We start from the raw sequence: 25,677 nt of genomic DNA, 5'->3' as shown, positions 1-25,677 counted from the left end.
CTTCTTTTTCCTGGCCTATGTGGTGCTGCCGCTGTTCCAGGGCGCGGACCTGACGGCCAAGGATTCGATCACCCCGGCCTGGATGCAGGACGCCGGCAAGCCGCTGATGATCGCCATCGAAGAACAGAACCAGGTCGCCATGCGGGTTTCCGACAAGGGCCAGGCGCTGTTCTATGACATCGACAGCGGTGCCGAGCTGCGCCGTGTCGACCTGCCGGTTCCGGCCGGTGCCAGCGTAACCTCCATTGGCGAAGACCAGCCCGGCAGCCCGCTGGTAGCCATCGGTCTGTCCAACGGCCAGGCCCTGGTGTTCCGCCACACCTATAAGGTCAGCTATCCGGACGGCAAGAAAACCATCACCCCGGCCGTCGAATACCCTTACGGCGAAACGCCTATCGTCTTGAACGAGCAAGGTGCGCCCCTGGAGCATGTCAGCCTCAACGCCACCGATTCGACCCTGCTGATCGCCGGCTCCAGCGGCGCCCAGTTGCACGTGCTGTCGCTCACCAGCGAAGAAAACATGATGACCGGTGAAGTCACCAGCGAGCAGACCCGTATCGATCTGCCGCAGATGACTGAGCCGGTGAAGAACATCTTCGTCGACCCGCGTCAGCAGTGGCTGTACGTGGTCAACGGTCGAGCCCAGGCCGACGTGTTCAGCCTGCGCGACAAGAGCCTCAACGGTCGTTACAAACTGCTGGAAAACGCCGACGCCCAGGTCACTACCGCGACCCAACTGGTGGGCGGGATTTCGTTGATCGTCGGCGATTCCAAGGGTGGTCTGTCCCAGTGGTTCATGGCCCGGGATCCGGACGGCGAGCAACGCCTGAAAGAGATCCGCACCTTCCAGATGGGCACTGCGCCAATCGTCGAGATCACTGCCGAAGAGCGTCGCAAAGGCTTCGTCGCCCTCGACGCCGCCGGCAAGCTCGGCGTATTCCACAGCACCGCCCACCGCACGTTGCTGGTGGATCAGGTGGTCGACGGCCAGGGCGTGTTCGGCATGTCGCCTCGGGCCAACCGGTTGATCGTGGAGCAGGGCGGCAAGCTGAAGCCGCTGTTGCTGGACAACCCGCACCCGGAAGTGTCCTGGAGCGCGTTGTGGGGCAAGGTCTGGTACGAAAACTACGACGAGCCTAAATACGTCTGGCAATCGACCGCCGCCAACACCGACTTCGAACCCAAGCTGAGCCTGTCGCCCCTGACCTTCGGCACGCTGAAAGCCGCGTTCTACGCCATGTTGCTGGCCGCACCGCTGGCGGTGGCCGCCGCCATCTACACCGCGTACTTCATGGCCCCCGGCATGCGCCGCAAGGTCAAGCCGGTGATCGAGCTGATGGAAGCCATGCCGACGGTGATCCTCGGCTTCTTCGCCGGCCTGTTCCTGGCTCCGTACGTAGAAGGGCACCTGCCGGGCATCTTCAGCCTGTTGATGCTGTTGCCGATTGGCATCCTGGTGGCCGGTTTCGTCTTCAGCCGCCTGCCGGAATCCATTCGCCTGAAAGTGCCGGACGGTTGGGAAAGTGCACTGCTGATCCCGGTGATCCTGTTCGTGGGCTGGCTCTCGCTGTACATGAGCCCGTACATGGAAGCCTGGTTCTTCGGCGGCGACATGCGCATGTGGATCTCCCATGACCTGGGCATCACCTACGACCAGCGCAACGCCCTGGTGGTTGGCCTGGCGATGGGCTTCGCGGTGATCCCGAACATCTACTCCATTGCCGAAGACGCCGTGTTCAGTGTGCCTCGCGGCCTGACCCTGGGCTCCCTGGCCCTGGGCGCCACGCCGTGGCAGACCATGACCCGCGTGGTGATCCTCACCGCCAGCCCCGGCATCTTCTCGGCGCTGATGATCGGCATGGGCCGTGCGGTGGGCGAGACCATGATCGTGCTGATGGCCACCGGCAACACGCCGGTCATGGAAATGAACCTGTTCGAAGGCCTGCGGACCCTGGCGGCCAACGTGGCGGTGGAAATGCCCGAATCGGAAGTCGGCGGCAGCCATTACCGCGTGCTGTTCCTGTCGGCGCTGGTGTTGCTGTTGTTCACGTTCGTCATGAACACCCTCGCCGAGCTGATCCGTCAGCGTCTGCGCAAGAAATATTCGTCGCTTTAAGAAAGGTAGAAGTCTGTGAAACAGAACTCCCTGAAAGGATGGTTCAAGAGCGGCGCCCCCGGCGTCTGGATCAGCGGCGGCGCGGTGTCCATCGCGGTCATCATGACCATTGGCCTGCTGGCGGTGATTGCCGTGCGTGGCCTGGGTCATTTCTGGCCGGCGGACCTGATCCACGCCAACTACAACGTGCCGGGCATGCCCGCGCACCTGGTGGTTGGCGAAGTGGTGCAGAAGGAAGAAGTGCCCCGTGAGCGCCTGAAGAGCGCCGGCCTGCCGGTGCCGGACGAAGGCCCCGAGTTCATGACCCGCGAGCTGATCAAGGTCGGCAACCGGGACCTGAATGGCACCGATTTCACCTGGATCGTCGGTGACTGGCTGAGCGAGCAGACCACGCCGCCGGAGCTCATGGCCATCGAGCGTCGTGAGTGGGGCAACTTCTACGGTTACCTGGTCAACGTCAAGGAAGAAGGCAAGGTCGTCGCCGAAGGCGAGGCCGCCTGGCCGCAGTTGCAGGCGCGCATTGCGCGGGTCAACCAACTCGCCGCCGAGCTCAAGACCCTGGAAAAAACCGACATCGGTGCGATCAACGCCGGCCTGGAGCGGATCCGCCTGCACGGTCGCAAGCTGGAACTGGAAGGCAAGCTCGACGCCGCCGCGCAAGCCGACATGGCCAGCGAACGTGCCGAGCTCGACGCCCGCTACAAGGAAATTGAAGCACGCCTGACTGACCTGCACGCCCAGTTCAACCGCGACAGCTTGACCGCCCGCGATGCTAACGGTAAGGAAGTGGAAATCGGCATCGGCAAAGTGGTGCACGCTTACCAGCCGAACGGCATGGGCACCTTCACCAAGCTCGGTTTCTACTTCAGCAAGGTCTGGGAATTCCTCAGCGACGATCCCCGTGAGGCCAACACTGAAGGCGGGATCTTCCCGGCGATTTTCGGCACGGTGATGATGACCCTGATCATGGCGATGATCGTCACGCCGTTCGGCGTGCTGGCGGCGGTTTACCTGCGTGAATACGCTCGCCAGGGCCCGATGACCCGCCTGATCCGCATCGCGGTGAACAACCTGGCGGGCGTACCGGCCATCGTGTACGGCGTGTTCGGCCTGGGCTTCTTCGTCTATGTGTTGGGCGGCTCGGTTGACCGTCTGTTCTTCCCCGAAGCCCTGCCGGCGCCGACCTTTGGCACCCCGGGCCTGCTCTGGGCCTCTCTGACCCTGGCGCTGCTGGCGGTGCCGGTGGTGATCGTGGCGACCGAAGAAGGCCTGGCGCGGATCCCGCGGACCGTGCGCGAAGGCTCCCTGGCCCTCGGCGCAACCAAGGCCGAGACCCTGTGGAAAATCGTCCTGCCGATGGCGAGCCCGGCGATGATGACCGGCATGATCCTCGCGGTGGCCCGCGCCGCCGGTGAAGTGGCGCCGCTGATGCTGGTAGGCGTGGTGAAACTGGCGCCGTCGCTGCCCCTGGACGGCAACTACCCCTACGTGCACCTGGACCAGAAGATCATGCACCTGGGCTTCCACATCTATGACGTGGGCTTCCAGAGCCCGAACGTCGAGGCGGCGCGGCCGCTGGTCTACGCCACGGCGCTGCTGCTGGTGCTGGTGATCGCCACATTGAACCTGTCGGCCGTGTGGATCCGTAACCACCTGCGCGAGAAGTACAAGGCACTGGATAGTTGATTTCCTGTGGGAGCGAGCCTGCTCGCGATGGCATCACCTCGGTTTTGAAACCTGACCGAGTCGCCCGAATCGCGAGCAGGCTCGCTCCCACACAACCGAACCGAATTTGTTAGCACAGGGAGCCTCCCATGCAACACGAAGCACATACACACGGCATCAACATGTCGGCCCTGGGCCGCGACAAGCAGAGCCTGAACCTGGCCGAGGAAACCGTCGCCATCGAAGTGCCCGGCCTGAACCTGTTCTACGGCCAGAAGCAAGCGCTGTACGACGTCAGCCTGAACATCCCGAAACAACGCGTGACCGCGTTCATCGGCCCGTCGGGCTGCGGCAAGTCGACCTTGCTGCGCACCTTCAACCGCATGAACGACCTGGTGGACGGTTGCCGCGTCGAGGGTGAAATCAACCTCTACGGCAACGACATCTACCGCAAGGGTGAAGACGTCGCCGAGCTGCGCCGTCGCGTGGGCATGGTGTTCCAGAAGCCCAACCCGTTCCCGAAGACCATCTACGAGAACGTGGTCTATGGCCTGCGCATCCAGGGCATCAACAAGAAGCGCATTCTCGACGAAGCCGTGGAATGGGCGCTCAAGGGCGCGGCACTGTGGGATGAGGTCAAGGACCGCCTGCACGACTCGGCCCTGGGCCTGTCCGGTGGTCAGCAGCAGCGCCTGGTGATCGCCCGCACCATCGCCGTGGAACCGGAAGTGTTGCTGCTCGACGAACCCTGCTCGGCCCTCGATCCGATCTCGACATTGAAGGTCGAAGAGCTGATCTACGAGCTCAAGTCCAAGTTCACCATCGTCATCGTGACCCACAACATGCAGCAGGCGGCGCGGGTTTCCGACTACACCGCCTTCATGTACATGGGCAAGCTGGTGGAGTTCGGCGACACCGACACCTTGTTCACCAATCCGGCGAAGAAGCAGACCGAAGACTACATTACCGGTCGCTACGGCTAGTCGATGCCGCTACGAGCCGCACGTTTCAGGCGGCTGCGTTATCAGGATCAACATTTAACTGCTTGAAGCTTGCAACCTGAAGCTTGCAACTTTCGCGGAGCTAACAAGATGATTTCGAAGGAAGGCCTTACTCACCACATTTCCGCCCAGTTCAACGCCGAGCTGGAGGAGGTGCGCAGCCATCTGCTGGCCATGGGCGGCCTGGTGGAAAAGCAGGTCAACGACGCGGTGACCGCGCTGATCGAGGCCGACTCCGGCCTGGCCCAGCAAGTGCGCGAGATCGACGACCAGATCAACCAGATGGAACGCAACATCGACGAAGAGTGCCTGCGCATCCTGGCTCGTCGCCAACCGGCTGCTTCCGACCTGCGGCTGATCATCAGCATCTCCAAGTCGGTGATCGATCTCGAGCGGATCGGTGACGAAGCCACCAAGATCGCCCGTCGTGCCATCCAGTTGTGCGAAGAAGGCGAAGCCCCGCGCGGTTACGTAGAAGTTCGTCATATTGGCGACCAGGTGCGCAACATGGTCCGCGATGCCCTGGATGCCTTCGCCCGCTTCGACGCCGACCTGGCGTTGTCGGTGGCCCAGTACGACAAGATCATCGACCGCGAATACAAGACCGCCCTGCGCGAGCTGGCGACCTACATGATGGAAGACCCGCGCTCAATCTCCCGGGTGTTGAGCATCATCTGGGTGCTGCGTTCCCTGGAGCGTATCGGCGATCATGCGCGCAACATCTCCGAACTTGTGATCTACCTGGTGCGCGGTACCGACGTACGGCACATGGGGCTCAAGCGCATGAAGGAAGAAGTTGAGGGCACCCCGTCCGAATCCTCTAATGTTCCGGGCGAAACTGACGATAAGTAAGATTGCCAAGAAAAGCGCCCGGCCTTCTGGTCGGGCTTTTTTTTTGCGGTTTTTTTTATCGACAGCAGCACCCCGCGAACGAAAAGTCCCGGCGTGACTGACGGTTTTTGGCGATATGCCATCAGTAAAAGCGGTATGCTTGCCGGGATTTTTTAGAGGTGTATCTGGATGAGTAAGGTCAGTGTGTTGGTCGTGGATGATGCTTCGTTCATTCGTGACCTGGTGAAGAAGTGCCTGCGCAATTACTTCCCGGGCATCCGTATCGAAGACGCCGTGAACGGCAGAAAAGCCCAGGCTCTGCTGGCCCGCGAGGCATTCGACCTGGTGCTGTGCGACTGGGAAATGCCGGAAATGTCCGGCCTGGAGTTGTTGACCTGGTGCCGCCAGCAGGACAACCTCAAGGGTATGCCGTTCGTTATGGTTACCAGCCGTGGCGACAAGGAAAACGTGGTCCAGGCGATCCAGGCCGGCGTTTCCGGCTATGTCAGCAAGCCGTTCACCAACGAGCAGTTGCTGACCAAGGTCAAGCAGGCCCTGCACAAGGTCGGCAAGCTCGACACCCTGATGAACAGCGCCCCGACCAAGATGAACTCGGCGTTCGGCAACGACTCCCTCAGCGCCCTGACGGGCGGCAAGGCGGCTCCGGTTGTCGCGGCTATGGCTCCTGCTCCCGCCAGGCAGGCCGCTGTTGCGCCTGCTGCTCCCGCGCCTGCCGCCGCACCGGCCCGGGGTTTGATCAACAGCCCGCCGGTCAAGGCTCCCGTGGCGTCCGCGCCCGCCGGTGCCAACCGTGGCCAGGGCCAACTGCGCCTGTCCAGCGGCACCCAGCCATGCGTGATCAAGGCCCTGAGCCTCAAGGAGGCGCTGCTGCTGGTCAAACGCTCCGAGACCCTGCCGCAAGTGCTGGAAAGTTCGGTGCTGGACATGGAGCAGGGCGACAACGCCGAAACCGCGCGTCTGAACGGCTACCTGCACGCCATCGTCGCCCACGAGCAGACGCCGGACAGCGAATGGCTGCAACTGACCTTCCGCTTCGTCGACAAAGACCCGCAGAAACTCGACTACATCTCCCGCCTGATCGCCCGCGGCACCGCGCAGAAGCACTTCGTTCCGGGCGCCTGATTCGGCGGTGCCCTTCAGAGATCGTTCCCACGCTCCGCGTCACTAGTGTCCGGTAAAAACTGAAGGGGGAGCTTGCTCCCCCTTGCTGTACCTGCCTTTGAGCGATACTCGGCTTTTTCAGACTCGATTCCGGCTATGTTCAGCAGCACTCGCTTTTCACAAATGCTCCAAGCACTCCCTCATCAGTTGTTCAAAAATGCAGTCAAACGCTGTGGCGCTGATCGTTATGCCAAGCAATTCAGCTCTTGGGATCTGCTCGTCACGCTGATCTTTGGTCAGATAACACAAGCCAGCAGCCTGCGCGCCTTGGCGACAGCATCGCAATCGCTGGAACCTCACCATTATCATCTCAACGCTCGCAGCATGGTTCGCTCAACGCTTTGTGATGCCTTGAGCAAACGCAGTTCAGAGCCTTTTCGGCTGGCCTGCGAGCACTTGCTGCAGGGCGTTGGCCGCAAGCAGCGCAAGTCCCTGGAAGCGATGGTCACGCTGATCGACTCGACCTCAATCACCTTGCGCGGTCCCGGCTTCGACGACTGGACCGCTGCGACGAAAACCCGCATAACACAAGGCCTGAAGGTGCATGTGGCAATTGATCCACGACAAACAGCACCCACTTACGTGAACATCACTGCCGCCAACGTCAATGACCTGAGTGACGCCCTGACCATGCCGCTTGAAGCAGGCATCACGTACGTTTTCGACAAGGGATACTGCGATTACAACTGGTGGCACCAGATTGATCAGGTGGGGGCGTTCTTCGTCACACGACTCAAAAAAATGCCAATGTGAATCACGTAGAGGATCTGAACAGAGGGGAAAATGCCGACTTCATAGAGTCGGACGAAGCCGTGCGATTTGGCAAAAAACACCTGAATACACGACGGTTAAATCACTATCACGACCAAACCGTACGTCGGGTCCAGGTTCGTCGAGATGATCACGAAACGCCGCTGATCCTGGTGACTAATGATTTTTCACGCTCAGCTGAAGAAATTGCCGACCTGTACAAGCAGCGCTGGCAGATCGAGTTGTTCTTCAAGTGGATCAAGCAAAAACTCAAGCTCAAACGGTACTTCGGATTCTCTGAAAACGCGGTGCGTCTACAAATCTACAGCGCGCTGATCACATACCTTTTGCTGCTCCTGTATCAACAACGCTCGGCCTGCTCAGACTCACTTTCAAACTTCACTATCCGGCTGGCTCATAGCTTGTTTGAGCGCCCGCTCAGCGACACACACCGCGGATATCGAAGGCAAGAACGAACAGAGCTGAAGGCTGCCCAGGGTAGCCTTCAGCTATGAAAAGGTTTTACCGGACACTAGTGACGCTCCGCGTGGGAATGCCTCCACGGACGCTCTGCGTTCGGTTTTGAGGGACGCGGAGCCTCCCAGGCTGCATTCCCGCGCGGAGCGTGGGAACGATCAACATCACTCTCTGATCCCATTTTGAAACATCCGTCGATTACGTGGGTCCATCCCAACTGCTAGGCTGCTGTGCAGGCCTTTATTTTTCGACAGAACCTTTGCCCATGCTCGCGCCCCTGCTGTTCGCCTGCGGTCTTGTCCTGGCCTCCACCTCAGCCATGGCCATGACGATCTACAAATCCACCGACGCCAACGGCGTAGTGTCCTATAGCGACCGCCCCAGCCGGGGCGCTCAGGTGTTCGTGTTCCGGGATCGCATGGTCGAACACCTGGAGCGCCAGGTGTTTCTCGATATCAAGAAGCAGAAGGGTGTGGATGCGGTGTTCGTGCGCAACGACTTGTATGCGCCGGTGGAGATCGAGTTGAGTTTCGCCGGGCTGGGTAATGTGAGCGGGGCGCCGAGCCGGCCGATTCGTCGGGTCCTGCCGGCGCGCAGCAACCTGCGCCTGGCGCTGCTCACGGCCACCCAGCCCGGCAAGCCGTTGGTGTACACCCCCAGGTTCGAATATTCCCTGGGCGACCCGGCAGACGCGGCACAGGCCTATCGCTACCCGTTGCCATGGCGCGGCGGGCCGTTCCGGCTGAGCCAGGGGGCCAACGGTCAGTACAGTCACTATGGACCGAAGAACCGCTACGCCATGGACATTGCCATGCCCGTAGGCACGCCGATCATTGCGGCGCGGGGCGGCGTGGTGATCAAGACCGAGAATCAACAGACCGGCCGTGGCGATGACCCCTCGGGCAATTTCGTGCGGGTGCTGCACGATGACGGCACCATGGGCGTCTACCTGCACCTGCAGAAAGGTTCGGTGAGCGTCCGGGAAGGGCAGCGGGTGATGGTGGGTACGCCATTGGCGCTATCGGGCAACACCGGCAACAGCTCCGGGCCGCACCTGCACTTCGTGGTGCAGCGCAATACCGGGTTGGGGCTGGTGTCGATTCCCTATCAGTTCGATCAGCCGGTGGGGGAGTTGCCCAACTTTGCGTTGGGCAAGCAATAGCCTGTCGGTGCGGTAAGGGAGCTTTTGTGGCGAGGGGATTTATCCCCTCGCCACAGATAAATCCTCTCACCACAGGGGGTTGCTCAATCGAGCATCAACACCTTCGCCAGGATGATCTTCGGGCCTTTCATCTTCTTGATGATGATCCGCAAACCTTCGACTTCCAGCACTTCTTCCTCTTCCGGCACCCGCTTGAGGGTTTCGTAGACCAGTCCGGCCAGGGTCTCGGCCTCGATGTGGTCCAGGTCGATCCCCAGCAGGCGCTCGACCTTGAACAGCGGCGTGTCGCCGCGTACCAGCAGCTTGCCCGGCTGGTAGGCGAGGATGCCGCGCTCGGCCTTGCGGTGTTCGTCCTGGATGTCGCCCACCAGCACTTCCAGCACGTCTTCCATGGTCAGGTAGCCGATGATGTTGCCGTCGGCCTCCTCGACCACGGCGAAGTGCGAGCCGCCCTTGCGGAACTGCTCCAGCAGTTGCGACAACGGCATGTGCCGGGACACGCGTTCCAGGGGGCGGGTCAGTTCGGCCAGGTTGAACGACTCGGGAATGTGATCCAGGGCCGCCAGTTCCAGCAGCAGGTCCTTGATGTGCAGCAGGCCGACGAATTCCTGGCGTTCGCTGTCGTACACCGGGTAGCGGCTGAACTTGTGACGACGGAACATCGCCAGGATTTCCTTGAGCGGCGCGTTGAACTCCAGCGTCACCAGGTCTTCCCGGGAGTTGGCCCAGTCCACCACTTCCAGCTCGCCCATCTCCACGGCCGATGCCAGGACGCGCATGCCCTGGTCGCTCGGGTCCTGGCCACGGCTGGAGTGCAGGATCAGCTTCAGTTCTTCACGGCTGTAATGGTGCTCGTGATGGGGGCCGGGTTCGCCTTGGCCGGCGATGCGCAGAATGGCGTTGGCGCTGGCGTTGAGCAGGTAGATCGCCGGGTACATGGCCCAGTAGAACAGGTACAACGGCACGGCGGTCCACAGCGACAGCAGCTCGGGCTTGCGGATCGCCCAGGACTTGGGCGCCAGCTCACCGACCACGATGTGCAGGTACGAAATGATGAAGAACGCGGTGAAGAACGAAATGCCCTTGATCAACTCCGGCGACTGAACGCCCACCAGGTCCAGCAACGGTTCGAGGATGTGGGCGAACGCCGGCTCGCCGACCCAGCCCAGGCCCAGGGAGGCGAGGGTGATACCCAGCTGGCAGGCAGACAGGTAGGCATCGAGCTGACTGTGGACGGTGCGCAGGATGTGCCCGCGCCAGCCGTTCTGGTCGGCGATGGCCTCGACCCGGGTCGAGCGCAGCTTGACCATGGCAAATTCGGCCGCAACGAAAAAACCGTTGAGCAGAACCAGGATCAGAGCAAAAAGAATCATGCCGAATTCGGCGAAGAGTGTAACGAGGGACAAGCCAGGGGAAGGGTCCATGATGGAGTTTTGCAGGTTCCGTAATAGCTGTAGAAGTTGGAAATGAGGGCCTGAAAAAGCAGGCACAAGTCAGCCAATGTAGCGGCTGACTCGGCGATTGCCTAGGGGGGAGTGCCGTCCGGTATCAATCGGCGGAGCTGGCGAGGCGCGCGCGGACCACCTGGGCCGGGGCAAAATGGCAGGTAAACGTGCTGCCATGGCCCGGTACGCTGCTGATCTCCATGCGTGCGCGATGGCGCAGCAACACGTGTTTGACGATCGCCAGGCCCAACCCGGTGCCTCCCGTGTTGGAGTTGCGGCTGGAGTCGACGCGGTAGAAACGCTCGGTCAGGCGTGGCAGGTGTTTGCTGTCGATGCCGATGCCCGAATCCTGCACGCTCAGGTGCGCGCCTTGCACATCGCCCCACCAGCGGATGTGGATCCGGCCGTGCTCCGGTGTGTACTTGACCGCGTTGAACACCAGGTTGGAGAACGCGCTGCGCAGTTCCGCCTCGCTGCCCTTGAGCTGTACCGCAGGGTCGACTTCCAGGGTGATGGTCTGCTGCTTGGGACCGGACAGCTCCTGGGCGTCCTCGCTGATGATCTGCAGCAGGTCGTCGACGGGCACGGGCTGGTTGTCCGACGGATAATCGGTGGCCTCCAGCTTCGCCAGCAACAGCAGATCGTTGAGCAGGGTCTGCATGCGCCCGCCCTGCTGCTGCATCTGCTGCAAGGCCCGGCTCCAGCGCGGGTTCACCTCGTCGACGTTGTCGAGCAGGGTTTCCAGGTAACCGCAGATTACCGTCAATGGCGTGCGCAGTTCGTGGGACACGTTGGCGATGAAGTCCTTACGCATCTGTTCCAGCTGATGGATGCGGGTGACGTCGCGCACCAGCATCAAGTGCTCGTTGTTGCCGTAACGGGTGATGTACAACTGGATGCGCAGCCGGTCGTTGGTGGGCGAGGGGATCTCCAGCGGCTCGGCGTAGTTGTCCTGCTCGAAATATTCCTTGAAGCGCGGATGACGCACCAGGTTGGTCACCGGCTGGCCGCTGTCCTGGGGCGTCTTGAGGCCCAGCAGGGTTTCGGCGGCGCGGTTCCACCACTCCAGGTTGCCGTCGCTGTCGAGCATGATCACCGCGTCTTTCAGCGCGGCGGTGGACTCCTGGACCCGGTCGATCACCGCCTGCAGGCGGCCACGCACGCGCTGGTCGCGCCGTTGCAGGTGGTAGATGCTGTCGAACACCTCGCCCCACAGGCCGTAGCCGTCGGGTGGCGCTTCGTCGGGTTTGTGCAGGCGCAGCCATTCATGCAGGCGCAGCAATTGCTTGAGAGTCCAGGCCAGGTAAAGTCCCAGGCCCGCGGCCAGGCTCCAGCCGTAATAGCCGCTGATCAGGCCGATCAGCAAACAGCCGGTCACCAGCAACAACATGTGGCGGATCAGGGTGCCATGCCAGTTTTGATTCAATTGAACGCGCGTCCTTGTCAGCTTGTCGGGCGGTAAGGGCTCGGGTCAGGCCTTGGTAGAGAAACGATAACCGGTGCCACGTACGGTTTGTACCAGATTCTCGTAGGCATCACCGAGGGCTTTGCGCAGGCGGCGGATGTGCACGTCCACGGTGCGTTCCTCGACATACACGTTGCCGCCCCAGACCTGGTCCAGCAGTTGCCCGCGGGTGTAGGCGCGCTCCTGATGGGTCATGAAGAATTGCAGCAGGCGGTACTCGGTCGGGCCCATCTCGGCAGGTTTGCCGTCAATGGTCACGCGATGGCTGATGGGGTCCAGCAGCAGGCCGCCGACTTCAATCGGCGCTTCGCCGTCTGTCGGCCCGGCGCGGCGCAACACGGCTTTGAGGCGTGCCACCAGCTCCCGTGGGGAAAACGGCTTGGTGATGTAGTCGTCGGCACCCACTTCCAGGCCCTGGATCTTGTTGTCCTCTTCGCCTTTGGCGGTGAGCATGATGATCGGGATGTCCCCGGTCAGCTCATCGCGCTTGAGGCGTCGCGCCAGCTCGATGCCGGACGTGCCAGGCAGCATCCAGTCCAGCAGGATCAGGTCGGGCTTGCGGTCGACGATGATGGCGTGGGCCTGTTGGGAGTTCTCTGCTTCCATGCAGTCATAGCCGGCCATCTCCAACGCAACGGCAATCATCTCGCGGATGGGCGCCTCGTCGTCGACGATCAGAATGCTCCTGCCAACCATGGGGTAATCCTCTTGTCATTTAACTGTCTTGCGCCGCATTAGATAACGGAATTATTGCAGTCGTGTGACAGTTATTTCGGCGCCCGGCGGTGAGGAGGTTTCTGGGCTACGCTTTTCAGTCCGAATCCTGACAACCACCAAAGAAGGTTTCCATGACTTATTTCACGCAATCCCTCAAGGCATTGGCGGTAACGGCTGCCCTGGCGTTGCCGGCGTTGGCCTTCGCGGCTGAGCCGGCGATGGAAAAGGACGGCATGCTGACGGACCACAAAGGCATGACGCTGTACACGTTTGCCAAGGATGCGGGCGGCAAGTCGATGTGCAATGACAAATGCGCGACCAACTGGCCCCCGCTGATGGCTAAAGAAGGCGCTAAATCCATGGGCGAGTGGACGGTGATCAAGCGAGACGACGGCTCGATGCAGTGGGCTTACGATGGCAAGCCGCTGTACACCTTCATCAAGGACACGGCGCCGGGGGACAAGACCGGTGATGGCCTGATGGACGGCGCCTGGAAGGTCGCCAAGGCTGACTGACCCAGGTCTGACGGGAGACTACTGTGGCGAGGGGATTTATCCCCGCTGGGTTGCGCAGCAGCCCTAAAACCAGGCACCTCGGAGTGTCAGGCGGACTGAGTCCGCTGTTTTGGGGTTGCTGCGCAACCCAGCGGGGATAAATCCCCTCGCCACAAGGGTCCAGTCCGATCAGGTGGCCTCAGCGCAACGCATAATCCAGCACGATCCCCACGAAAATCGCCAACCCGGCCCAGTGGTTGTGCAGGAACGCCTGGAAGCAGCGCATCCGGTCACGGCCACGGGTGTACCAGAACTCCCAGGCAAAACAGCCGGCGGCGACCAGCAGCCCCAGGTGGAACCAGCCGCCCAGCTTGAACTGCGCACCGGCCAGCAGCAGGCAGCCCAGGGCCAGGCCTTGCAGGGTCAGATTGATCACCCGGTCGGCATCGCCAAACAGGATCGCCGTGGACTTCACGCCGATACGCAAGTCGTCGTCGCGGTCGGTCATCGCGTAGTAGGTGTCATAGGCCACCGTCCACAGCAGGTTGGCGATGTACAGCAGCCATGCAGCCGCCGGCAAATGGCCGGTTTCGGCGGTGAACGCCATTGGCATGCCCCAGGAGAACGCCGCGCCCAGCACCACTTGCGGGTAGTAGGTGTAGCGCTTCATGAACGGGTAGGTGAGGGCCAGTGCCAGCCCGCCAAAGGACAGCAGGATCGTCGGCATGTTGGTGCACAGCACCAGCAGGAAACTCACGGTCATCAGCACGGCGAAGAACACCAGGGCTTCCTTCGAACTGATCTTGCCGCTGGCCAGCGGGCGCTGTGCGGTGCGCTTGACGTGGCCGTCGACCTTGCGGTCGGCCCAATCGTTGATCACGCAACCACCGGCGCGGGTCAGCGTCACGCCGAGGACGAAGATCACGATGTTGACCAGCGACGGCGAGCCGTCACCGGCAATCCACAGTGCCCACAGGGTCGGCCACAGCAGCAGATAAATGCCGATGGGCTTGTCCATGCGGGTCAATTGCACGAAGTCCCAGGCTCGTGGGTTGAGGCGGTTCAAGGATTTGAGCAGTTGCAGGTACATCAGCAAGTCTCCGAATAGGCGCGAGCGACGCTCCACAGGCGCGGCAGGAAGATTTCCGCGACCAGCACGCTCAACGCCCCGCGATCGAAGCGCGAGCGCCTGCCCCACAATTCAGCTGTGCGCACCTCGCTTGGCAACCACGGCGCGGGGTAATGGCACACCTCGATTGCCTGGCGCTGGAAAGCCTGGTCGCAAAACAGCAGCTCCCCCAGGGAGCGGCTGCCCAGATCGTCCATTTGCAGCCCGTCGCCCTGCAATGCACTGCGGGCCGCCACACTGCGGGCGAATACCCAGGGCTCGCCATGGCCGCGCAGATACACCTCGCGCACCCAGCCCTCGCTGCCTGGGGCCAGGTCCAGTGCGGCACACTCGTCGTCGCGCAACGGCTGCCAACCCTCGAACAGCGGTGTCACATTGAAATGCTCGTCCGACAGGCGCGTGAGGCGCCGGGTCAGGGAGCCTTCGTCGAACAGCCAGTCGAGTACACAGGCATCGGGGCGAGGTGACAGCAGGTGCTGGGGCCGCCATTGAAGTGTAGGAAATATCGAATTTGTATGCGGCACAGGCGTCTTGATTGGCAGCAAAGGAGGCCGCGAGCTTACCATGTCGGTCGGCGATTTTGCCGGCCCTGGCCTGCCGCCGCATCGATCACGCTTGCATCCGGGACGATCGATCAGTACAAAACGCCCTGAGCCGCAAGGGCAATCTCCCATCGACCCGACTATGCCGGCCAACGCCTGACACCTGAGGAAGTATTTGAATGAAGACATGGCAATGTATCGTCTGCGGTTTTATCTATGACGAAGCCAAAGGTTTGCCGGAAGAAGGCATCCCCGCCGGTACTCGCTGGGAAGACGTCCCGGACGACTGGCTATGCCCGGACTGCGGTGTTGGCAAAATGGATTTCGAAATGACCAGCATCAACTGATCGTTTCCCAGCGTTTTTTACATGGAGAGCAACATGAGTGCACCTGTCGTCATCGTCGGTACCGGCCTGGCCGGTTACAACCTGGCCCGGGAGTTTCGCAAACTCGATAGCGAAACCCCGCTGCTGCTGATTACCGCGGACGACGGTCGCTCCTACTCCAAGCCGATGCTTTCCACCGGCTTTGGCAAGAACAAGGACGCCGACGGCCTGAGCATGGCCGAGCCGGGCGCCATGGCCGAGCAATTGAAGGCCGAAGTGCGCACCCACACCCGCATCAGCGGCATCGATCCGGGCCACAAGCGCTTGTGGATCGGTGAAGAAGCGCTGAACTACCGCGACCTGGTCCTGGCCTGGGGTGCCGAAACCGTGCGTGTGCCGGTGCAGGGCGACGCGGCGGACCTGATTTTCCCCATCAACGACCTGGAAGACTACGCACGTTTTCGTGCCGCAGCCGCCGGCAAGCGTCGGGTGCTGTTGCTCGGCGCCGGTCTGATCGGTTGTGAGTTCGCCAACGACCTGATCCTCGGCGGCTACGAAGTGCAACTGGTGGCGCCCTGCGAGCAAGTCATGCCGACGCTGCTGCACCCGGCGGCGGCCGCTGCGGTGCAGGCCGGGCTGGAGAGCCTCGGCGCACGCTTCCACCTGGGGCCGGTGCTCAACCGTTTGCAGCGAGTGGCCGACGGGTTGGAGGCGCATCTGTCCGACGGCCAGGTGATCGCCTGCGACCTGGTGGTCTCGGCCATCGGCCTGCGTCCGCGCATCGACCTGGCGGCCGCCGCCGGCCTGGTGGTCAATCGGGGTGTCGTGGTCGACCGTCACCTGAAAACCTCCCACGCCAACATCTATGCCCTGGGCGACTGTGCCGAGGTCGATGGCCTGAACCTGCTGTACGTGATGCCGTTGATGAGCTGCGCCCGCGCCCTGGCCCAGACCCTGGCCGGCAATCCGACCGCCGTCACCTATGGCGCCATGCCGATTACCGTGAAGACGCCGGTCTGCCCGTTGGTGGTATCACCGCCGCCACGGGGCCGCGAAGGCGCTTGGAGCGTCGAAGGGCAGGGTGCCGACATCAAGGCGTTGTGCCGCGACGCCGAAGGCAATTTGCTGGGCTATGCCCTGACAGGCGCGGCGGTGATGGAAAAACTGGCCCTGAACAAGGAACTTCCGGCCCTGCTGGCGTAAATGCTGGGGGTTCTGTCGCAAAAGCCATGCTTTTGATGCCACAAAGGTCGCCCTGACACTGGCGTCGTGTCCGGCCCCGTGCCATCCTCACTCCCGTCTGCCGCAGAGTAGAGCCTGCGGTGCCTTAGAGGCTGTTCCCCAAGAGAGCAGCCCAGACATAACAACAAAAAAACCGTCAAAGGGGCTTCATTCATGCGTAAACCAGAACTCGCTGCCGCCATCGCGGAAAAAGCAGACCTCACCAAAGAACAAGCCAACCGCGTCCTCAACGCCGTCCTCGAAGAAATCACCGGCGCCCTGCACCGCAAGGACAGCGTCACCCTGGTTGGCTTCGGCACCTTCCTGCAACGCCACCGCGGCGCCCGCACCGGCAAGAACCCGCAAACCGGTGAGCCGGTGAAAATCAAGGCCAGCAACACGGTTGCTTTCAAGCCAGGCAAGATGCTGAAGGACAGTGTTAACCCATAATTGCTGCGGGCTCCTCGGGCAGAGGGGATAAGCGGCAACGAAAAAGGGCATGACGAGGGAGTTGGGTGCCCTTTTTTTATGGCTTTTTTCAGTGGGTTCGATGCAGATCATTCAAGCATGCAGCGCCTTTGAGGCGCTATCGCGAGCAGGCTCGCTCCCACAGGGGATTTGCGGCGGGCGCGGGATCTGCGGGCGACCCGGTCCAGTGTGGGAGCGAGCCTGCTCGCGATAGCGGTCTGTTTGAATCGGTGCTGCTGGATCTATCGACCCACCACCGGGTAGTGTCTGATCCGGCACGCATAATCATTGCCATCGCCCTTGCAGATACCATCCAGGTACCGGTAGTCGACGCGCACCGGTTGTCCCTTCCTGGGCCATTGTTTGCGAGGAAGCGTGGCTTGGTAGTCGGGCGTTTCCGGTATGAACGTAACGCTTGTTCCTTCCTCCGGGCATTCCACCGTAGGCGATTTCGGACTGACCTTCAGGACCTGGGCCTGTAGCTGCGGATACGGTTGCTTCAGTACCTCGACGATGCGCAGCTCCATGCGGCAGATTTGCCATGTTGCCGCGTGTACGGGCGCGCACATGATCGGGAGTGTCAAAGCCAATAGCGCACGGCACATTGCCTGGTTGTTCATGATTGTGCAGCTCGGATGGGAGGCCGGGCGCAAGCTTACTCGCTATTACAGATCGAGGTCTCCTGGCTGAAGCCGCCATTCCTGATGGGAATGCAGCGCATGAAATTAATGAATTTTTCTTATCTGAACCGGGGGCGCCGCTGGTCGTCGCGGGAAACCAATACGCCTATGCCAGCCAACCGCTGTTGCTGGCGGCCTGGGGACAACGCTGGCGGCAGCATGGCGCAAGCCCGGATGAAGTAAGGGTCAAGCTCGCCAAGATCCTGGAAGGCGCCGACCCTCCCCATTCCGAGGCGGCGGTGAAAGCGTTGTTGCATGAGTCCGGATTCGGCGATGCCACCCGTTTTTTCAGCAGTCTGTTCTGGAGTGCCTGGCTGACCTGCAGAGCGGCCTAGAAGCTGTACAGAATATTGTAGAACGAGGCGTTGTGGTCTTTTACCAACGCCAGGCTATCGCCCAGGGGGAGCTTTTCGAACAGCGCTTTGTTGACGCCCATCCGACGCAGGATGACAGCTTCCAGCAACTTGCCGAACAGCGCCTCATCATCGACATGTTTTTTCAGCTTGAGAATGTCCCGAGGCTGGTTCCTCAAGATATAAAAGGAATAATTCCCAGCGGGTTGCGAAGAGGGGTGCGCCGTTGCTTTTTTTTCGGGCGGCAACAGAGAGCAGGCAAGGCTCGTCTTCCTCGTAGAACACCGTGCCCGGTTCTTTAGGGTAGGGGCGGATATTCAGGAAGTTTTCAAGCTTGTATGAGAGGAGATTGAATATGTCCATGGGTATCCATCGTTCATCAACTCATTGTACGACCCATCTCTAAAGTCCATGTCAATGACTAGCGCTCAAGAAGCAAAAGGATGGAAGGTGGTGTTTCTTTGAATTTGCATTTGAAATTCACAAACTCAACAATGAAGATAAGAGTGTCTCGTAGATTCTGTTGTGTGGAAGTTATATTTTTTGCCTGGATAATGATTGCTTCGGTAAGGTCTATGCTTATTTTGGTCATTCCTTCTTTCGGGTATCTCAAGCCAAACAGGCAGTCAATCATGGCATCGACATTCTTGCCATAACCTTCAGGAAAACCAAATTTTTCGGCAAGGGTCTCGTAGAGATGCTCAACGTCCTTTATCTCGGAGAAGTTCAGCTCGATCGTTGTTTTTATCTTCATTATTTCCATCCCCCCAAGTTTAACTCTATGAAAGAGTCGTAGTGGTCGTGCGTGTAATAAGCTTGGCCCGTTTTCTTGTCGACGACAATGCGTCGTGCACCGTTATTTCCAACACCAGGCGTCTTGACCGTCCATTCCTGATAGGGGCCGCTTCCGGTATTCAATCGTTGACTGCTGGGATTGCCAATGGTGTGACTGTTACTAAACGGTGTTCCATCATTGGAGTAATGGGGTTGTCTTAGTTTTATTCTATTGATAGTGCTCTGAAGTTCTTTCATTTCCTGCTTCGACATGGTGTGTCCCCACTTGCTTTTGATTGCAGCATGAGCTTGCTTGGGATTTTTAGCGAAGTGAGAACATCTCAAGCCCAGTGGATCTATCCAGTTGAACGGGTTGGGGCTGTATTGATAAAAATTGATTCCTCCCGACAATCCAATCGGGTCCGGCGTTATGAAGCGCCCCACATCAGGATCATAGAACCTGAACGTATTGAAATGCAGCCCCGTCTCCCGATCCAGGTACTGCCCCTGGAACCGCAGGTTCTGCTCTTCGATGTAGTACGGCTCCCGCACCTCATCGAGGGTGTTGCCCCACACCTGGTAATGGGCCTGCCAGACCGGATGGCCGTCGCTTTCGGTCAGTGCCTGCGGCAGCCCATTGGGGTCGTTGTGGTAATAACGGATTTTCTGGTTTTCATCGCTGCCGTCGACCCTGGCCAAGGGCTCATGACCGTTGTCGGCATAGAGATACAGGCTGGTCTGATTATTCTTATGTTCCTTGAGCAGTTGCAGGCCATCCCAATCAAAACGGGTGCGGGTGACGAGACGCCCCAAGCTGTCGTGTTCGGCTTTATCAATTCGCCGACCTAGCGGGTCATAGCGCATCCGGACCACGTTTTCCCCGGTACCTCGCTGTGTCCGCACTTCAACCAGACGATGGTCGGTGTCGTAGCTGAAACGCTGCAGCCCATGGCGCCTGCTGCGTTTTTCAATCATTCGGCCGAAGCCGTCGTAGCGGTAACGTTTGTCCTGATACGTCAGCAGTTGGTTATGCACAACCCGTCCGGCGGAGCCTGCGGGGCCGTCGAGGAGGTTGGCCGCGGCATCGAAGGCAAACGTTTCATTCTGCCCTTGGCGATTGCCCTGGCTCGCAACGATGCGGCCTGTCGCATCGTAGTGCAGCAACTGGTGTTGCTGGCCTTGCGGCAGACGTTCGAGACGCCCTATCAGTTGATCACCCGGGTCGAACTCAAAATGCATCTGCCCGACGGCCGGCATCAACGCGGGCTGGCTGTTGAGCCGACGCTGGCGACTGCGCAGGCGACCGCTGCGGTCGTATTCGCTGCGGGTGCTGATCTGGCCCTGGGTGCGCAGTACTTCGCGGTGCAGGCGATCACGTTCGAAGTCGCTGATGACCTGGCCGTCGAGGTTGATCTGGTGCAGGTGACCACTGCCGTAGTACAGCCGGTTGAGCCAGCGACCATCGGGCAATTGGCTCTGGATCAGGTTGCCCAACTCGTCATAGTGGTGCTTCAGGGAACCTGCCGAACTCTGCTCTTCAATCAGGTAACCCAGGGCGTCGTAGGCAAAAGCCAGTCGTTGTTCGGTGCCGTCGTTATCGACAGTGACGGCCTCCACCAATTGATTCAGCGGGCTATAGCGGTAGTGGGACTGTCCATCAGCGGTGGTCCTGGTGGTCAGCCGGCCAATCGCATCGCGCTCCAGGGTGTGGACGATGGTGTTCTCGCTGGGCTGGCGATCCTGTCGCGGTGCGGCAATGGTCTCGACCTGTCTTACGTGGTCGAGGGCGTCGTACGTGTAGCGTCTGGCGCTGCCATCGAGGTTGCGTTGCTCAGCCAACCGATCCCCGGCATCCCAGGCAAACCGATAGCTCTCGTCGTTCTCATTGGTCAGCGCTTGCAGGCGGCCATAGCTGTCGTACGCAAACTGCACCTGCCGGCCATGCGCGTCGGTGCGCTGGCGAACCTGGCCGCGACGGTTGTGCTGATAGAGCGTGGTGTGCCCGGCGGGGTTGATGTAGCCGGTCAACTGGCCGCTGGCATCACGCTGGTACTGCTCGGTGCGACCGTCCGGCAACTGGCTGCCGAGCAACCGACCCTGGGCGTCGTAGCTGAACTGGGTGCGTTCGCCGAGGGCATCGGTGATGGCTTGCAGATAGCCGCGCTGGTCGTAGGTGAACCGCGTTGGATACCCCGAGCAATCGATATGCTCGACCAACTGGCCGAACGGGTTCCAGCGCAGCTGTTTGCTTTTGCCGGTGGCGTCGATGATTTCCACGACCTGGCCATGATTGTCGTAGCGGTAGCGGGTGACATGGCCCAGCGGATTGGTCTCGGCGGTGCAGTTGCCGCGTTGATCGTAGCGGTAGCGCCAGGTGTGGCCGGCCGTATCCGTTTCTATCTGCGGCAGTGCCCAATGCTCCAGCCAGAGGGTAGAGTCACTGCGGCCCAACGGGTCGGTTTCGCCGATCAGGTTGCCGGCCTCGTCGTAGCTGTAGGCGTACTGGCCGCCCTGGGGATCGGTGGCGCCGAGCATCTGGCGCTCGTCGTTCCACTCGAACGTCCAGGTATGGCCGAGATTGTCGGTGCATTGGGTGATCTGGTGCTGAGTGTTCCAGTGGCGGGTGTTGATGCGCTGCAAGCTGTCGGTGATGCGAGTTACACCGATCTTGAGGTCATAGTCGAACTGGTAGGTGTCGCCCTCGTCGGTCCAGTGACGGACCACACGCCATTCCTGGCCTTCAATCAACGCCCAGTCGTAGAAGCAGCGCAGGCCGGTCGACAACTGGTGTTCCACCATGCGCCGCCCGGCATCGTAGGCGAAACGTCGTTGAACCTGGCCGCTGGCGTCGAGCACCTCGGCGAGATTACCCGCCGCGTCGTAGCCGTAGCTGACCAGCACTTCGCGTTGCTGGTCGGGATACAGGCGCTCTATCCGGATCACGCGTTCCTGTTCGTGGATCAGTTCGACTCGCATCAGGTCGAAGCTGTCGCGCAACCCCGCGAGGCGCCCGACGGCGTCGTAGTCGAGGTGGATGCGGTTGTCGTTGCGATCACCGAGCTGGTCCAGGCGCAGCAGCGAGGTGTGACCCGGCGTCGGTTCGAACAAACGGTACAACCCGTCCGCGCTTTCGATCAGTAGCTGGCCGTTGGGGTGCCGACGCACGGCGAGGCCTTCGCCGGCGCTGAACACCGCGCCGCCCAAGGGGATCGGTCCCATGTCGATGGGGCGGCCCTGTTCGTCGGTGTAGACCAGGGTCTCACCGCCTTCAGGATGAGGTCGGATCTCGACGCACACTTCGTAGGCCACGCTCCAGCCGAGGCCAAACAACCCATCGCCGCGCTCGTCGCGGCTGTTGTAGAACCGCTGCCAGTCGATGGGCAGGATCCCCGGCAAGACGAAGTCCATGTCCTCATCGCCACCCAGCACCTTGGCCCCGGTGGCCGCATGCACCGGGTTCGACGAACCCATGGTCGCATTGGCCGCCGCGTTCATGGCACTGCTGACTGCCATCGACGCCGCTGCCCCGGCCAGCATGCAGGGCAGTTTGCTGAAGAACTTGCCCTTGCTGCCCTTGAGCATCAATAACGCGGTCACCGCCAGGCCCACGCCCGGCGTCTTGCCGCTGCGGATCTCGCGCACCACCACCGAACCGCCGCCAATGGTCACGTCAGGGGAAATCAACCCGGACGACACCACTTTCCCCTCGCAGGTACTGCGGTCGGTGCTGCGCACGGCGGGCTGGCCGTTGATGGTGACCTTGTCCGAACCTTCGGCCAGAAACTGCGGCGGCATCGGCGGATGCTTCATGCAGATGATCAGGTCCAACGGTTTGGGCACCGCACCGGGCGCGGGCGTGGCAACGGTGGGCCGCCACATCTGCGGGAAGAAGCTCTCGGCCATGTCCAGGTAGCTGGGCTCGGGCGCTTCCAGCTCGGTGCCGGCCGGTGCGACATGGGACTCGATGGCCCCGGCGGCGCGGGCGGCGGGAATGTTGTTGGTCAGGGTGTCGGTGGAGCCGGTGAGGATGTTGGCCTGCACCGTGGGCGGAAAGAGCGCGTTGCCGATGCCCTCGCAGATATTGCTCAGGCCCTTGTCGGCCCCGGTCTTGCTCATGGCGATGCCGACAACCGCACCGACCACGGCGCCCAGCAGGAAACAGCCGAGGCCGCCGGTGGCGACGGTAATGCCGGTGGCCGCCACCACGGCTGCCGTCGCCAAGGCAGTGATCGCAATGTTGGCCGCCACCTCGAGCACGCCGCCGAGAATGTCGGCCATCATCGAGGTGTGCTCCAGCGCATCGCCCAGGCGCGCGGCCCAGAGTGGGTCAGACATGCGACGCTTCCATTCACCTTCTCCCTGGTGGCTACGGCTTGCTCATCGTGAGGCAATCAAGCGGAGAAGGTTACCATTCCCATTGCGGGATGTCCTTGGAGGCGGCGAAAGTGAGACGGCGGTCATGACCTCGAAAACGGCCTGTCTGGGTGCCTTGATTGTTCCCGTTTATTGCTTGAAGATCTGCCGCCTACTCAGCCGCTCTCCTTGCCTGGAAACGCCCGAATCATGCCGCTCTATCGCCTCCAAGAAGCCGATCTCGACATTCCCGACAGTTGGCAGGACCAGAGCATCAACATCTTCAAGTTACCCGCGGTGGGAACGGCCCGGGAAGCCAGTTTCGTCATCAGTCGCGACCCGGGTCGGGGCGATACGCCGTTCAGCGACTACGTTGCCGCGCAACTGGCGAGCGCCGAGCAGCAGTTGCCCGGATTCAACCTGATCAAGCGCTGGGATTTCGCGCTCCATGGTCACGCCGCGGTGTTGCTCGACTACAGCTGGCAGCGCGAAGGGCGGGAGCTGATGCTGCGCCAGGTGTTCATCGACCGCCAGCCCGTGGGGTTGATCACGACGCTGACGACCACTCCGAACGATCTCGTGCACCACGAGCCGGCGTGGAAGATGGCCATGCACTCCCTCAAGCTGCGCCCACAGACCGCCTGATTACCCTGCGCGAAGACGATAAACCCCATGGATATGCTGGCCGCTGCGCGCCTTGGCGATGAAATTGCCCACGGTTTTGGTGTCGCCGCGATGGTGGCGGGGGCCGTTGCCGGTGCGTTGATCGGTGCGGCGGTGGTCGCGGCCACCGTGGCGACCGGCGGCGTGGCGCTGGCGATCATGGCCGGCTCGATTGCGGCGGGCGGCCTGTCGATGTTCCAGATCATCAAGGGTCTGAACACCCTCTTCAACCTGCCCGAGCCGACCACGGGGGTGTTGATCATGGGCAGCCTCAACGTCCAGATCAATAACCGTAATGCGATGCGCGCGGGCGCGGATGTGTCGTCCACCTGCTCGGGCCTGCCGATGAATCACCCGATCTGGCCCTTCCCGGTGCTGATCGCCGAAGGCAGCGCCACGGTCTACATCAACGGCAGGCCGGCGGCGCGGTTGCAGAGCAAGATGGTCTGCGGCGCGCACATCAAGAGCGGCAGCCCCAATACGTTCATCGGCGGGCCAACGGTGGCCGTCGCGTTTGTCCTCGATCTCGAAGGCTGGCTGCACACCGGGCTGGAAGCCCTGGGCATGGTCGCCATGGGCGCCGCTGCGGTACTGGCGGCGATGGCCGGTGCGGCGGCCTTCGCAGGGTTCGTGGTAATCGGCGGCGCGATGATGGGCGGCATGGCGCTGTTGGGTCAGTTGGGGGACCGCCTCGGCCCGGGTTATCGCGACTTGCTGCAGGGCATCGCCGGCATGGCGCTGCTGGGCCTGGGGCCGAAAATGGCCCGTCTCGGCGCGGCCCCGACACCCCGCGCGGCGGCCTACAAGGCGGGCATGACCGAAGCCGATATCATGGCGATTCCCAAGGGCAGCCGGCCGCCGCCAAGGGATTATCTGGAAGGCCCGTATGTCGATAAGCACCTCAAGACATTCGAGGAGGAGGGCGGCAGTTTCCTGTTCACCTCGGACGATATCGCCAACCCCAAATATGGATCGTTCAACCCGAACAAGTTTGTCATGGCAAAATCCGACCTGAACGCCGTGGTCGCCGAGTACAAGAAAACCGGCGACGTTTCGGTACTGGAGTCGGCCCTGGGTTACGATCCGGGATCGCTGGTCGGCAAGGACATCTACATGATGAACCTGGACAACCCCAAGGTGCTGATGCCCACCGGCAACGAGGGCGGGGTGAATTCGCTGTGGCGCCCGGGCGGCCTGACCCATCCGGGCGGCATGCGCGAAGCGGTGCTGGACAACGTGCCGATCGCCCACGGCAACGACATCAACGCGTTGATGACCACCCGAGACGTAGTGAGAATCCAATGAGCAATCCAAGCGACAACGTGCTGCTGCTGGCGTTGGCCAACAACGATCTGGACAAGTTCCTGGTGGGCGAGCCGTTCTACTTTCTCGAAGCCAAGAGCGATAACGACGAGCCGCAGAACGTGGTGGCCGCGTTCGACCAGTTGATCATGCCGTACTGGCGCCAGACCCACGACGCCAGTTTCCCCATGCGTTTCGTCTCGGCCCTGCTGACCATGCTGGCGACATACCCGGACCGCACACGGGCGATCTACATCGCCCATGACTGGGTCTGGTACTACCGCTTCTGCCAGGACAAACAGCGCAAGCAGCCGCAAGGCCCCTACGGCGACCTGTTTGCCGTGGACATGGGCAGCGTCGCCGTCGCCCTCAAGCGCCTGCTGGAGCGGCACAAGGCCGAGCTGGTGGCCGACACCCGCTGGGCGGGCGCGGCGTGGAACAGCCCGGACGGCATGTGGACGCCGTTGATGCGCTCGGCGGTGATGGTGCGCGACAAGCTGGGCGGCCCGGATTTCGTGCCGGCCAACATCTGACGGGGCTGATTCTTACACTCAAGGAAGG

Annotated in this window: 24 protein-coding genes and 1 pseudogene; 16 read left to right on the top strand and 9 right to left on the bottom strand. The window is 61.4% G+C overall.

Annotated elements, in window-relative coordinates:
- The first annotated feature begins 82 nt into the window (after positions 1-82).
- The 8 genes from LOY67_RS27860 to LOY67_RS27825 all read left to right on the top strand — a co-directional run bounded on the left by LOY67_RS27860 (position 83) and on the right by LOY67_RS27825 (position 9,184).
- Positions 83-2,116: an ABC transporter permease subunit gene (locus tag LOY67_RS27860; protein WP_265067839.1), complete on the top strand. Its 2,034-nt coding sequence runs from the start codon at positions 83-85 to the stop codon at positions 2,114-2,116.
- 15 nt (positions 2,117-2,131) lie between these two features.
- A complete protein-coding gene (gene pstA, locus LOY67_RS27855; protein ID WP_265065314.1) occupies positions 2,132-3,802 on the top strand; it encodes a phosphate ABC transporter permease PstA in 1,671 nt (556 codons plus the stop codon).
- Positions 3,803-3,930: 128 nt separating this feature from the next.
- On the top strand, positions 3,931-4,764 hold the full coding sequence (gene pstB / locus LOY67_RS27850) for a phosphate ABC transporter ATP-binding protein PstB (protein ID WP_265065313.1): 834 nt from the start codon (positions 3,931-3,933) through the stop codon (positions 4,762-4,764).
- 108 nt (positions 4,765-4,872) lie between these two features.
- Positions 4,873-5,634: a phosphate signaling complex protein PhoU gene (gene phoU, locus LOY67_RS27845; RefSeq protein ID WP_265065312.1), complete on the top strand. Its 762-nt coding sequence runs from the start codon at positions 4,873-4,875 to the stop codon at positions 5,632-5,634.
- A gap of 168 nt (positions 5,635-5,802) precedes the next feature.
- Complete coding sequence (locus LOY67_RS27840) at positions 5,803-6,756, top strand: response regulator (RefSeq protein WP_265065311.1); 954 nt, start codon at positions 5,803-5,805, stop codon at positions 6,754-6,756.
- Positions 6,757-6,828: 72 nt separating this feature from the next.
- A complete protein-coding gene (locus LOY67_RS27835; protein WP_265065085.1) occupies positions 6,829-7,548 on the top strand; it encodes an IS4 family transposase in 720 nt (239 codons plus the stop codon).
- Positions 7,549-7,607: 59 nt separating this feature from the next.
- A complete protein-coding gene (locus tag LOY67_RS27830; RefSeq protein WP_265065086.1) occupies positions 7,608-8,060 on the top strand; it encodes a transposase in 453 nt (150 codons plus the stop codon).
- A 227-nt stretch (positions 8,061-8,287) separates the two neighbouring features.
- Entirely contained in the window at positions 8,288-9,184 is an 897-nt protein-coding gene (locus tag LOY67_RS27825; protein ID WP_265065310.1) for a M23 family metallopeptidase, read from the top strand.
- 83 nt (positions 9,185-9,267) lie between these two features.
- Here the strand turns inward: LOY67_RS27825 and LOY67_RS27820 are convergent, their stop codons facing one another.
- From LOY67_RS27820 to phoB, 3 genes are all read right to left on the bottom strand, one after another.
- Positions 9,268-10,608 (bottom strand): hemolysin family protein, encoded by a 1,341-nt coding sequence (locus LOY67_RS27820; RefSeq protein WP_265065309.1) that lies wholly within the window; start codon positions 10,606-10,608, stop codon positions 9,268-9,270.
- A 124-nt stretch (positions 10,609-10,732) separates the two neighbouring features.
- On the bottom strand, positions 10,733-12,019 hold the full coding sequence (gene phoR / locus LOY67_RS27815; protein WP_265067838.1) for a phosphate regulon sensor histidine kinase PhoR: 1,287 nt from the start codon (positions 12,017-12,019) through the stop codon (positions 10,733-10,735).
- Positions 12,020-12,100: 81 nt separating this feature from the next.
- Positions 12,101-12,790 (bottom strand): phosphate regulon transcriptional regulator PhoB, encoded by a 690-nt coding sequence (gene phoB / locus LOY67_RS27810; protein WP_003177195.1) that lies wholly within the window; start codon positions 12,788-12,790, stop codon positions 12,101-12,103.
- 152 nt (positions 12,791-12,942) lie between these two features.
- Between phoB and LOY67_RS27805 the strand changes: the two genes are divergently transcribed.
- Positions 12,943-13,326, top strand: coding sequence for a hypothetical protein (locus LOY67_RS27805; RefSeq protein WP_265065308.1), 384 nt, complete (start codon positions 12,943-12,945; stop codon positions 13,324-13,326).
- A gap of 178 nt (positions 13,327-13,504) precedes the next feature.
- Here LOY67_RS27805 and ubiA read toward each other — a convergent pair whose 3' ends face one another.
- Both ubiA and LOY67_RS27795 read right to left on the bottom strand, forming a co-directional pair.
- Complete coding sequence (gene ubiA / locus LOY67_RS27800) at positions 13,505-14,395, bottom strand: 4-hydroxybenzoate octaprenyltransferase (RefSeq protein WP_265065307.1); 891 nt, start codon at positions 14,393-14,395, stop codon at positions 13,505-13,507.
- Positions 14,395-14,958, bottom strand: coding sequence for a chorismate--pyruvate lyase family protein (locus LOY67_RS27795; protein WP_265065306.1), 564 nt, complete (start codon positions 14,956-14,958; stop codon positions 14,395-14,397). The genes ubiA and LOY67_RS27795 overlap by 1 nt, the downstream gene beginning before the upstream one ends.
- Positions 14,959-15,155: 197 nt before the next feature.
- On the opposite strand from LOY67_RS27795, the gene LOY67_RS27790 reads away from it, so the two are divergent.
- From LOY67_RS27790 to LOY67_RS27780, 3 genes are all read left to right on the top strand, one after another.
- Positions 15,156-15,323, top strand: coding sequence for a rubredoxin (locus LOY67_RS27790; RefSeq protein WP_265065305.1), 168 nt, complete (start codon positions 15,156-15,158; stop codon positions 15,321-15,323).
- A gap of 33 nt (positions 15,324-15,356) precedes the next feature.
- The gene (locus LOY67_RS27785) at positions 15,357-16,505 is read left to right on the top strand and encodes an NAD(P)/FAD-dependent oxidoreductase (RefSeq protein ID WP_265065304.1); all 1,149 of its coding nucleotides are present in this window, start codon (positions 15,357-15,359) and stop codon (positions 16,503-16,505) included.
- A gap of 192 nt (positions 16,506-16,697) precedes the next feature.
- Complete coding sequence (locus LOY67_RS27780; RefSeq protein WP_024777879.1) at positions 16,698-16,973, top strand: HU family DNA-binding protein; 276 nt, start codon at positions 16,698-16,700, stop codon at positions 16,971-16,973.
- 260 nt (positions 16,974-17,233) lie between these two features.
- On the opposite strand, the gene LOY67_RS27775 is transcribed toward LOY67_RS27780, so the two are convergent.
- Entirely contained in the window at positions 17,234-17,611 is a 378-nt protein-coding gene (locus LOY67_RS27775) for a hypothetical protein (RefSeq protein ID WP_265065303.1), read from the bottom strand.
- 125 nt (positions 17,612-17,736) lie between these two features.
- Between LOY67_RS27775 and LOY67_RS27770 the strand changes: the two are divergent.
- Positions 17,737-18,006, top strand: a pseudogene (locus LOY67_RS27770) (SAM-dependent methyltransferase); the annotation flags it as partial.
- Here the strand turns inward: LOY67_RS27770 and LOY67_RS27765 are convergent.
- The 3 genes from LOY67_RS27765 to LOY67_RS27755 form a co-directional block, all read right to left on the bottom strand.
- Positions 18,003-18,272, bottom strand: a complete 270-nt coding sequence (locus tag LOY67_RS27765; RefSeq protein WP_265065302.1) for a hypothetical protein — start codon at positions 18,270-18,272, stop codon at positions 18,003-18,005. The pseudogene LOY67_RS27770 and the gene LOY67_RS27765 sit on opposite strands and share 4 nt — an antisense overlap.
- A gap of 173 nt (positions 18,273-18,445) precedes the next feature.
- A complete protein-coding gene (locus LOY67_RS27760; RefSeq protein WP_265065301.1) occupies positions 18,446-18,778 on the bottom strand; it encodes a barstar family protein in 333 nt (110 codons plus the stop codon).
- Positions 18,778-23,133 (bottom strand): RHS repeat-associated core domain-containing protein, encoded by a 4,356-nt coding sequence (locus LOY67_RS27755; protein ID WP_265065300.1) that lies wholly within the window; start codon positions 23,131-23,133, stop codon positions 18,778-18,780. Before LOY67_RS27755 ends, LOY67_RS27760 begins: the two co-directional genes overlap by 1 nt.
- A gap of 228 nt (positions 23,134-23,361) precedes the next feature.
- On the opposite strand from LOY67_RS27755, the gene LOY67_RS27750 reads away from it, so the two are divergent.
- Genes LOY67_RS27750 through LOY67_RS27740 form a run of 3 tightly spaced genes read left to right on the top strand, consistent with a single transcriptional unit; the run spans position 23,362 to position 25,649 of the window.
- Entirely contained in the window at positions 23,362-23,796 is a 435-nt protein-coding gene (locus LOY67_RS27750; RefSeq protein WP_265065299.1) for a DcrB-related protein, read from the top strand.
- 27 nt (positions 23,797-23,823) lie between these two features.
- Positions 23,824-25,119 carry a PAAR domain-containing protein gene (locus tag LOY67_RS27745; RefSeq protein WP_265065298.1) on the top strand — a complete coding sequence of 432 codons (1,296 nt, stop codon included), beginning with the start codon at positions 23,824-23,826 and terminating at the stop codon, positions 25,117-25,119.
- Positions 25,116-25,649: a hypothetical protein gene (locus LOY67_RS27740; protein WP_265065297.1), complete on the top strand. Its 534-nt coding sequence runs from the start codon at positions 25,116-25,118 to the stop codon at positions 25,647-25,649. The genes LOY67_RS27745 and LOY67_RS27740 overlap by 4 nt, the downstream gene beginning before the upstream one ends.
- The last annotated feature ends 28 nt before the right edge of the window (positions 25,650-25,677 follow it).

Origin of the sequence: Pseudomonas sp. B21-056, from assembly GCF_026016325.1 — a bacterium.
Classification (GTDB): domain Bacteria; phylum Pseudomonadota; class Gammaproteobacteria; order Pseudomonadales; family Pseudomonadaceae; genus Aquipseudomonas.
This window is presented reverse-complemented; position numbering and strand designations above follow the sequence as displayed.

Coding starts and splice junctions, on each gene's coding strand:
- phoR (WP_265067838.1), bottom strand. CDS start 12,019: ATGTTGTTGCTGGTGACCGGCTGTTTGCTGATCGGCCTGATCAGCGGC.
- LOY67_RS27860 (WP_265067839.1), top strand. CDS start 83: ATGCAGGACGCCGGCAAGCCGCTGATGATCGCCATCGAAGAACAGAAC.
- LOY67_RS27745 (WP_265065298.1), top strand. CDS start 23,824: ATGGATATGCTGGCCGCTGCGCGCCTTGGCGATGAAATTGCCCACGGT.
- LOY67_RS27760 (WP_265065301.1), bottom strand. CDS start 18,778: ATGAAGATAAAAACAACGATCGAGCTGAACTTCTCCGAGATAAAGGAC.
- phoU (WP_265065312.1), top strand. CDS start 4,873: ATGATTTCGAAGGAAGGCCTTACTCACCACATTTCCGCCCAGTTCAAC.
- LOY67_RS27750 (WP_265065299.1), top strand. CDS start 23,362: ATGCCGCTCTATCGCCTCCAAGAAGCCGATCTCGACATTCCCGACAGT.
- LOY67_RS27820 (WP_265065309.1), bottom strand. CDS start 10,608: ATGGACCCTTCCCCTGGCTTGTCCCTCGTTACACTCTTCGCCGAATTC.
- LOY67_RS27740 (WP_265065297.1), top strand. CDS start 25,116: ATGAGCAATCCAAGCGACAACGTGCTGCTGCTGGCGTTGGCCAACAAC.
- LOY67_RS27805 (WP_265065308.1), top strand. CDS start 12,943: ATGACTTATTTCACGCAATCCCTCAAGGCATTGGCGGTAACGGCTGCC.
- LOY67_RS27775 (WP_265065303.1), bottom strand. CDS start 17,611: ATGAACAACCAGGCAATGTGCCGTGCGCTATTGGCTTTGACACTCCCG.
- phoB (WP_003177195.1), bottom strand. CDS start 12,790: ATGGTTGGCAGGAGCATTCTGATCGTCGACGACGAGGCGCCCATCCGC.
- LOY67_RS27780 (WP_024777879.1), top strand. CDS start 16,698: ATGCGTAAACCAGAACTCGCTGCCGCCATCGCGGAAAAAGCAGACCTC.
- LOY67_RS27790 (WP_265065305.1), top strand. CDS start 15,156: ATGAAGACATGGCAATGTATCGTCTGCGGTTTTATCTATGACGAAGCC.
- pstB (WP_265065313.1), top strand. CDS start 3,931: ATGCAACACGAAGCACATACACACGGCATCAACATGTCGGCCCTGGGC.
- ubiA (WP_265065307.1), bottom strand. CDS start 14,395: ATGTACCTGCAACTGCTCAAATCCTTGAACCGCCTCAACCCACGAGCC.
- LOY67_RS27785 (WP_265065304.1), top strand. CDS start 15,357: ATGAGTGCACCTGTCGTCATCGTCGGTACCGGCCTGGCCGGTTACAAC.
- LOY67_RS27755 (WP_265065300.1), bottom strand. CDS start 23,133: ATGTCTGACCCACTCTGGGCCGCGCGCCTGGGCGATGCGCTGGAGCAC.
- LOY67_RS27840 (WP_265065311.1), top strand. CDS start 5,803: ATGAGTAAGGTCAGTGTGTTGGTCGTGGATGATGCTTCGTTCATTCGT.
- LOY67_RS27825 (WP_265065310.1), top strand. CDS start 8,288: ATGCTCGCGCCCCTGCTGTTCGCCTGCGGTCTTGTCCTGGCCTCCACC.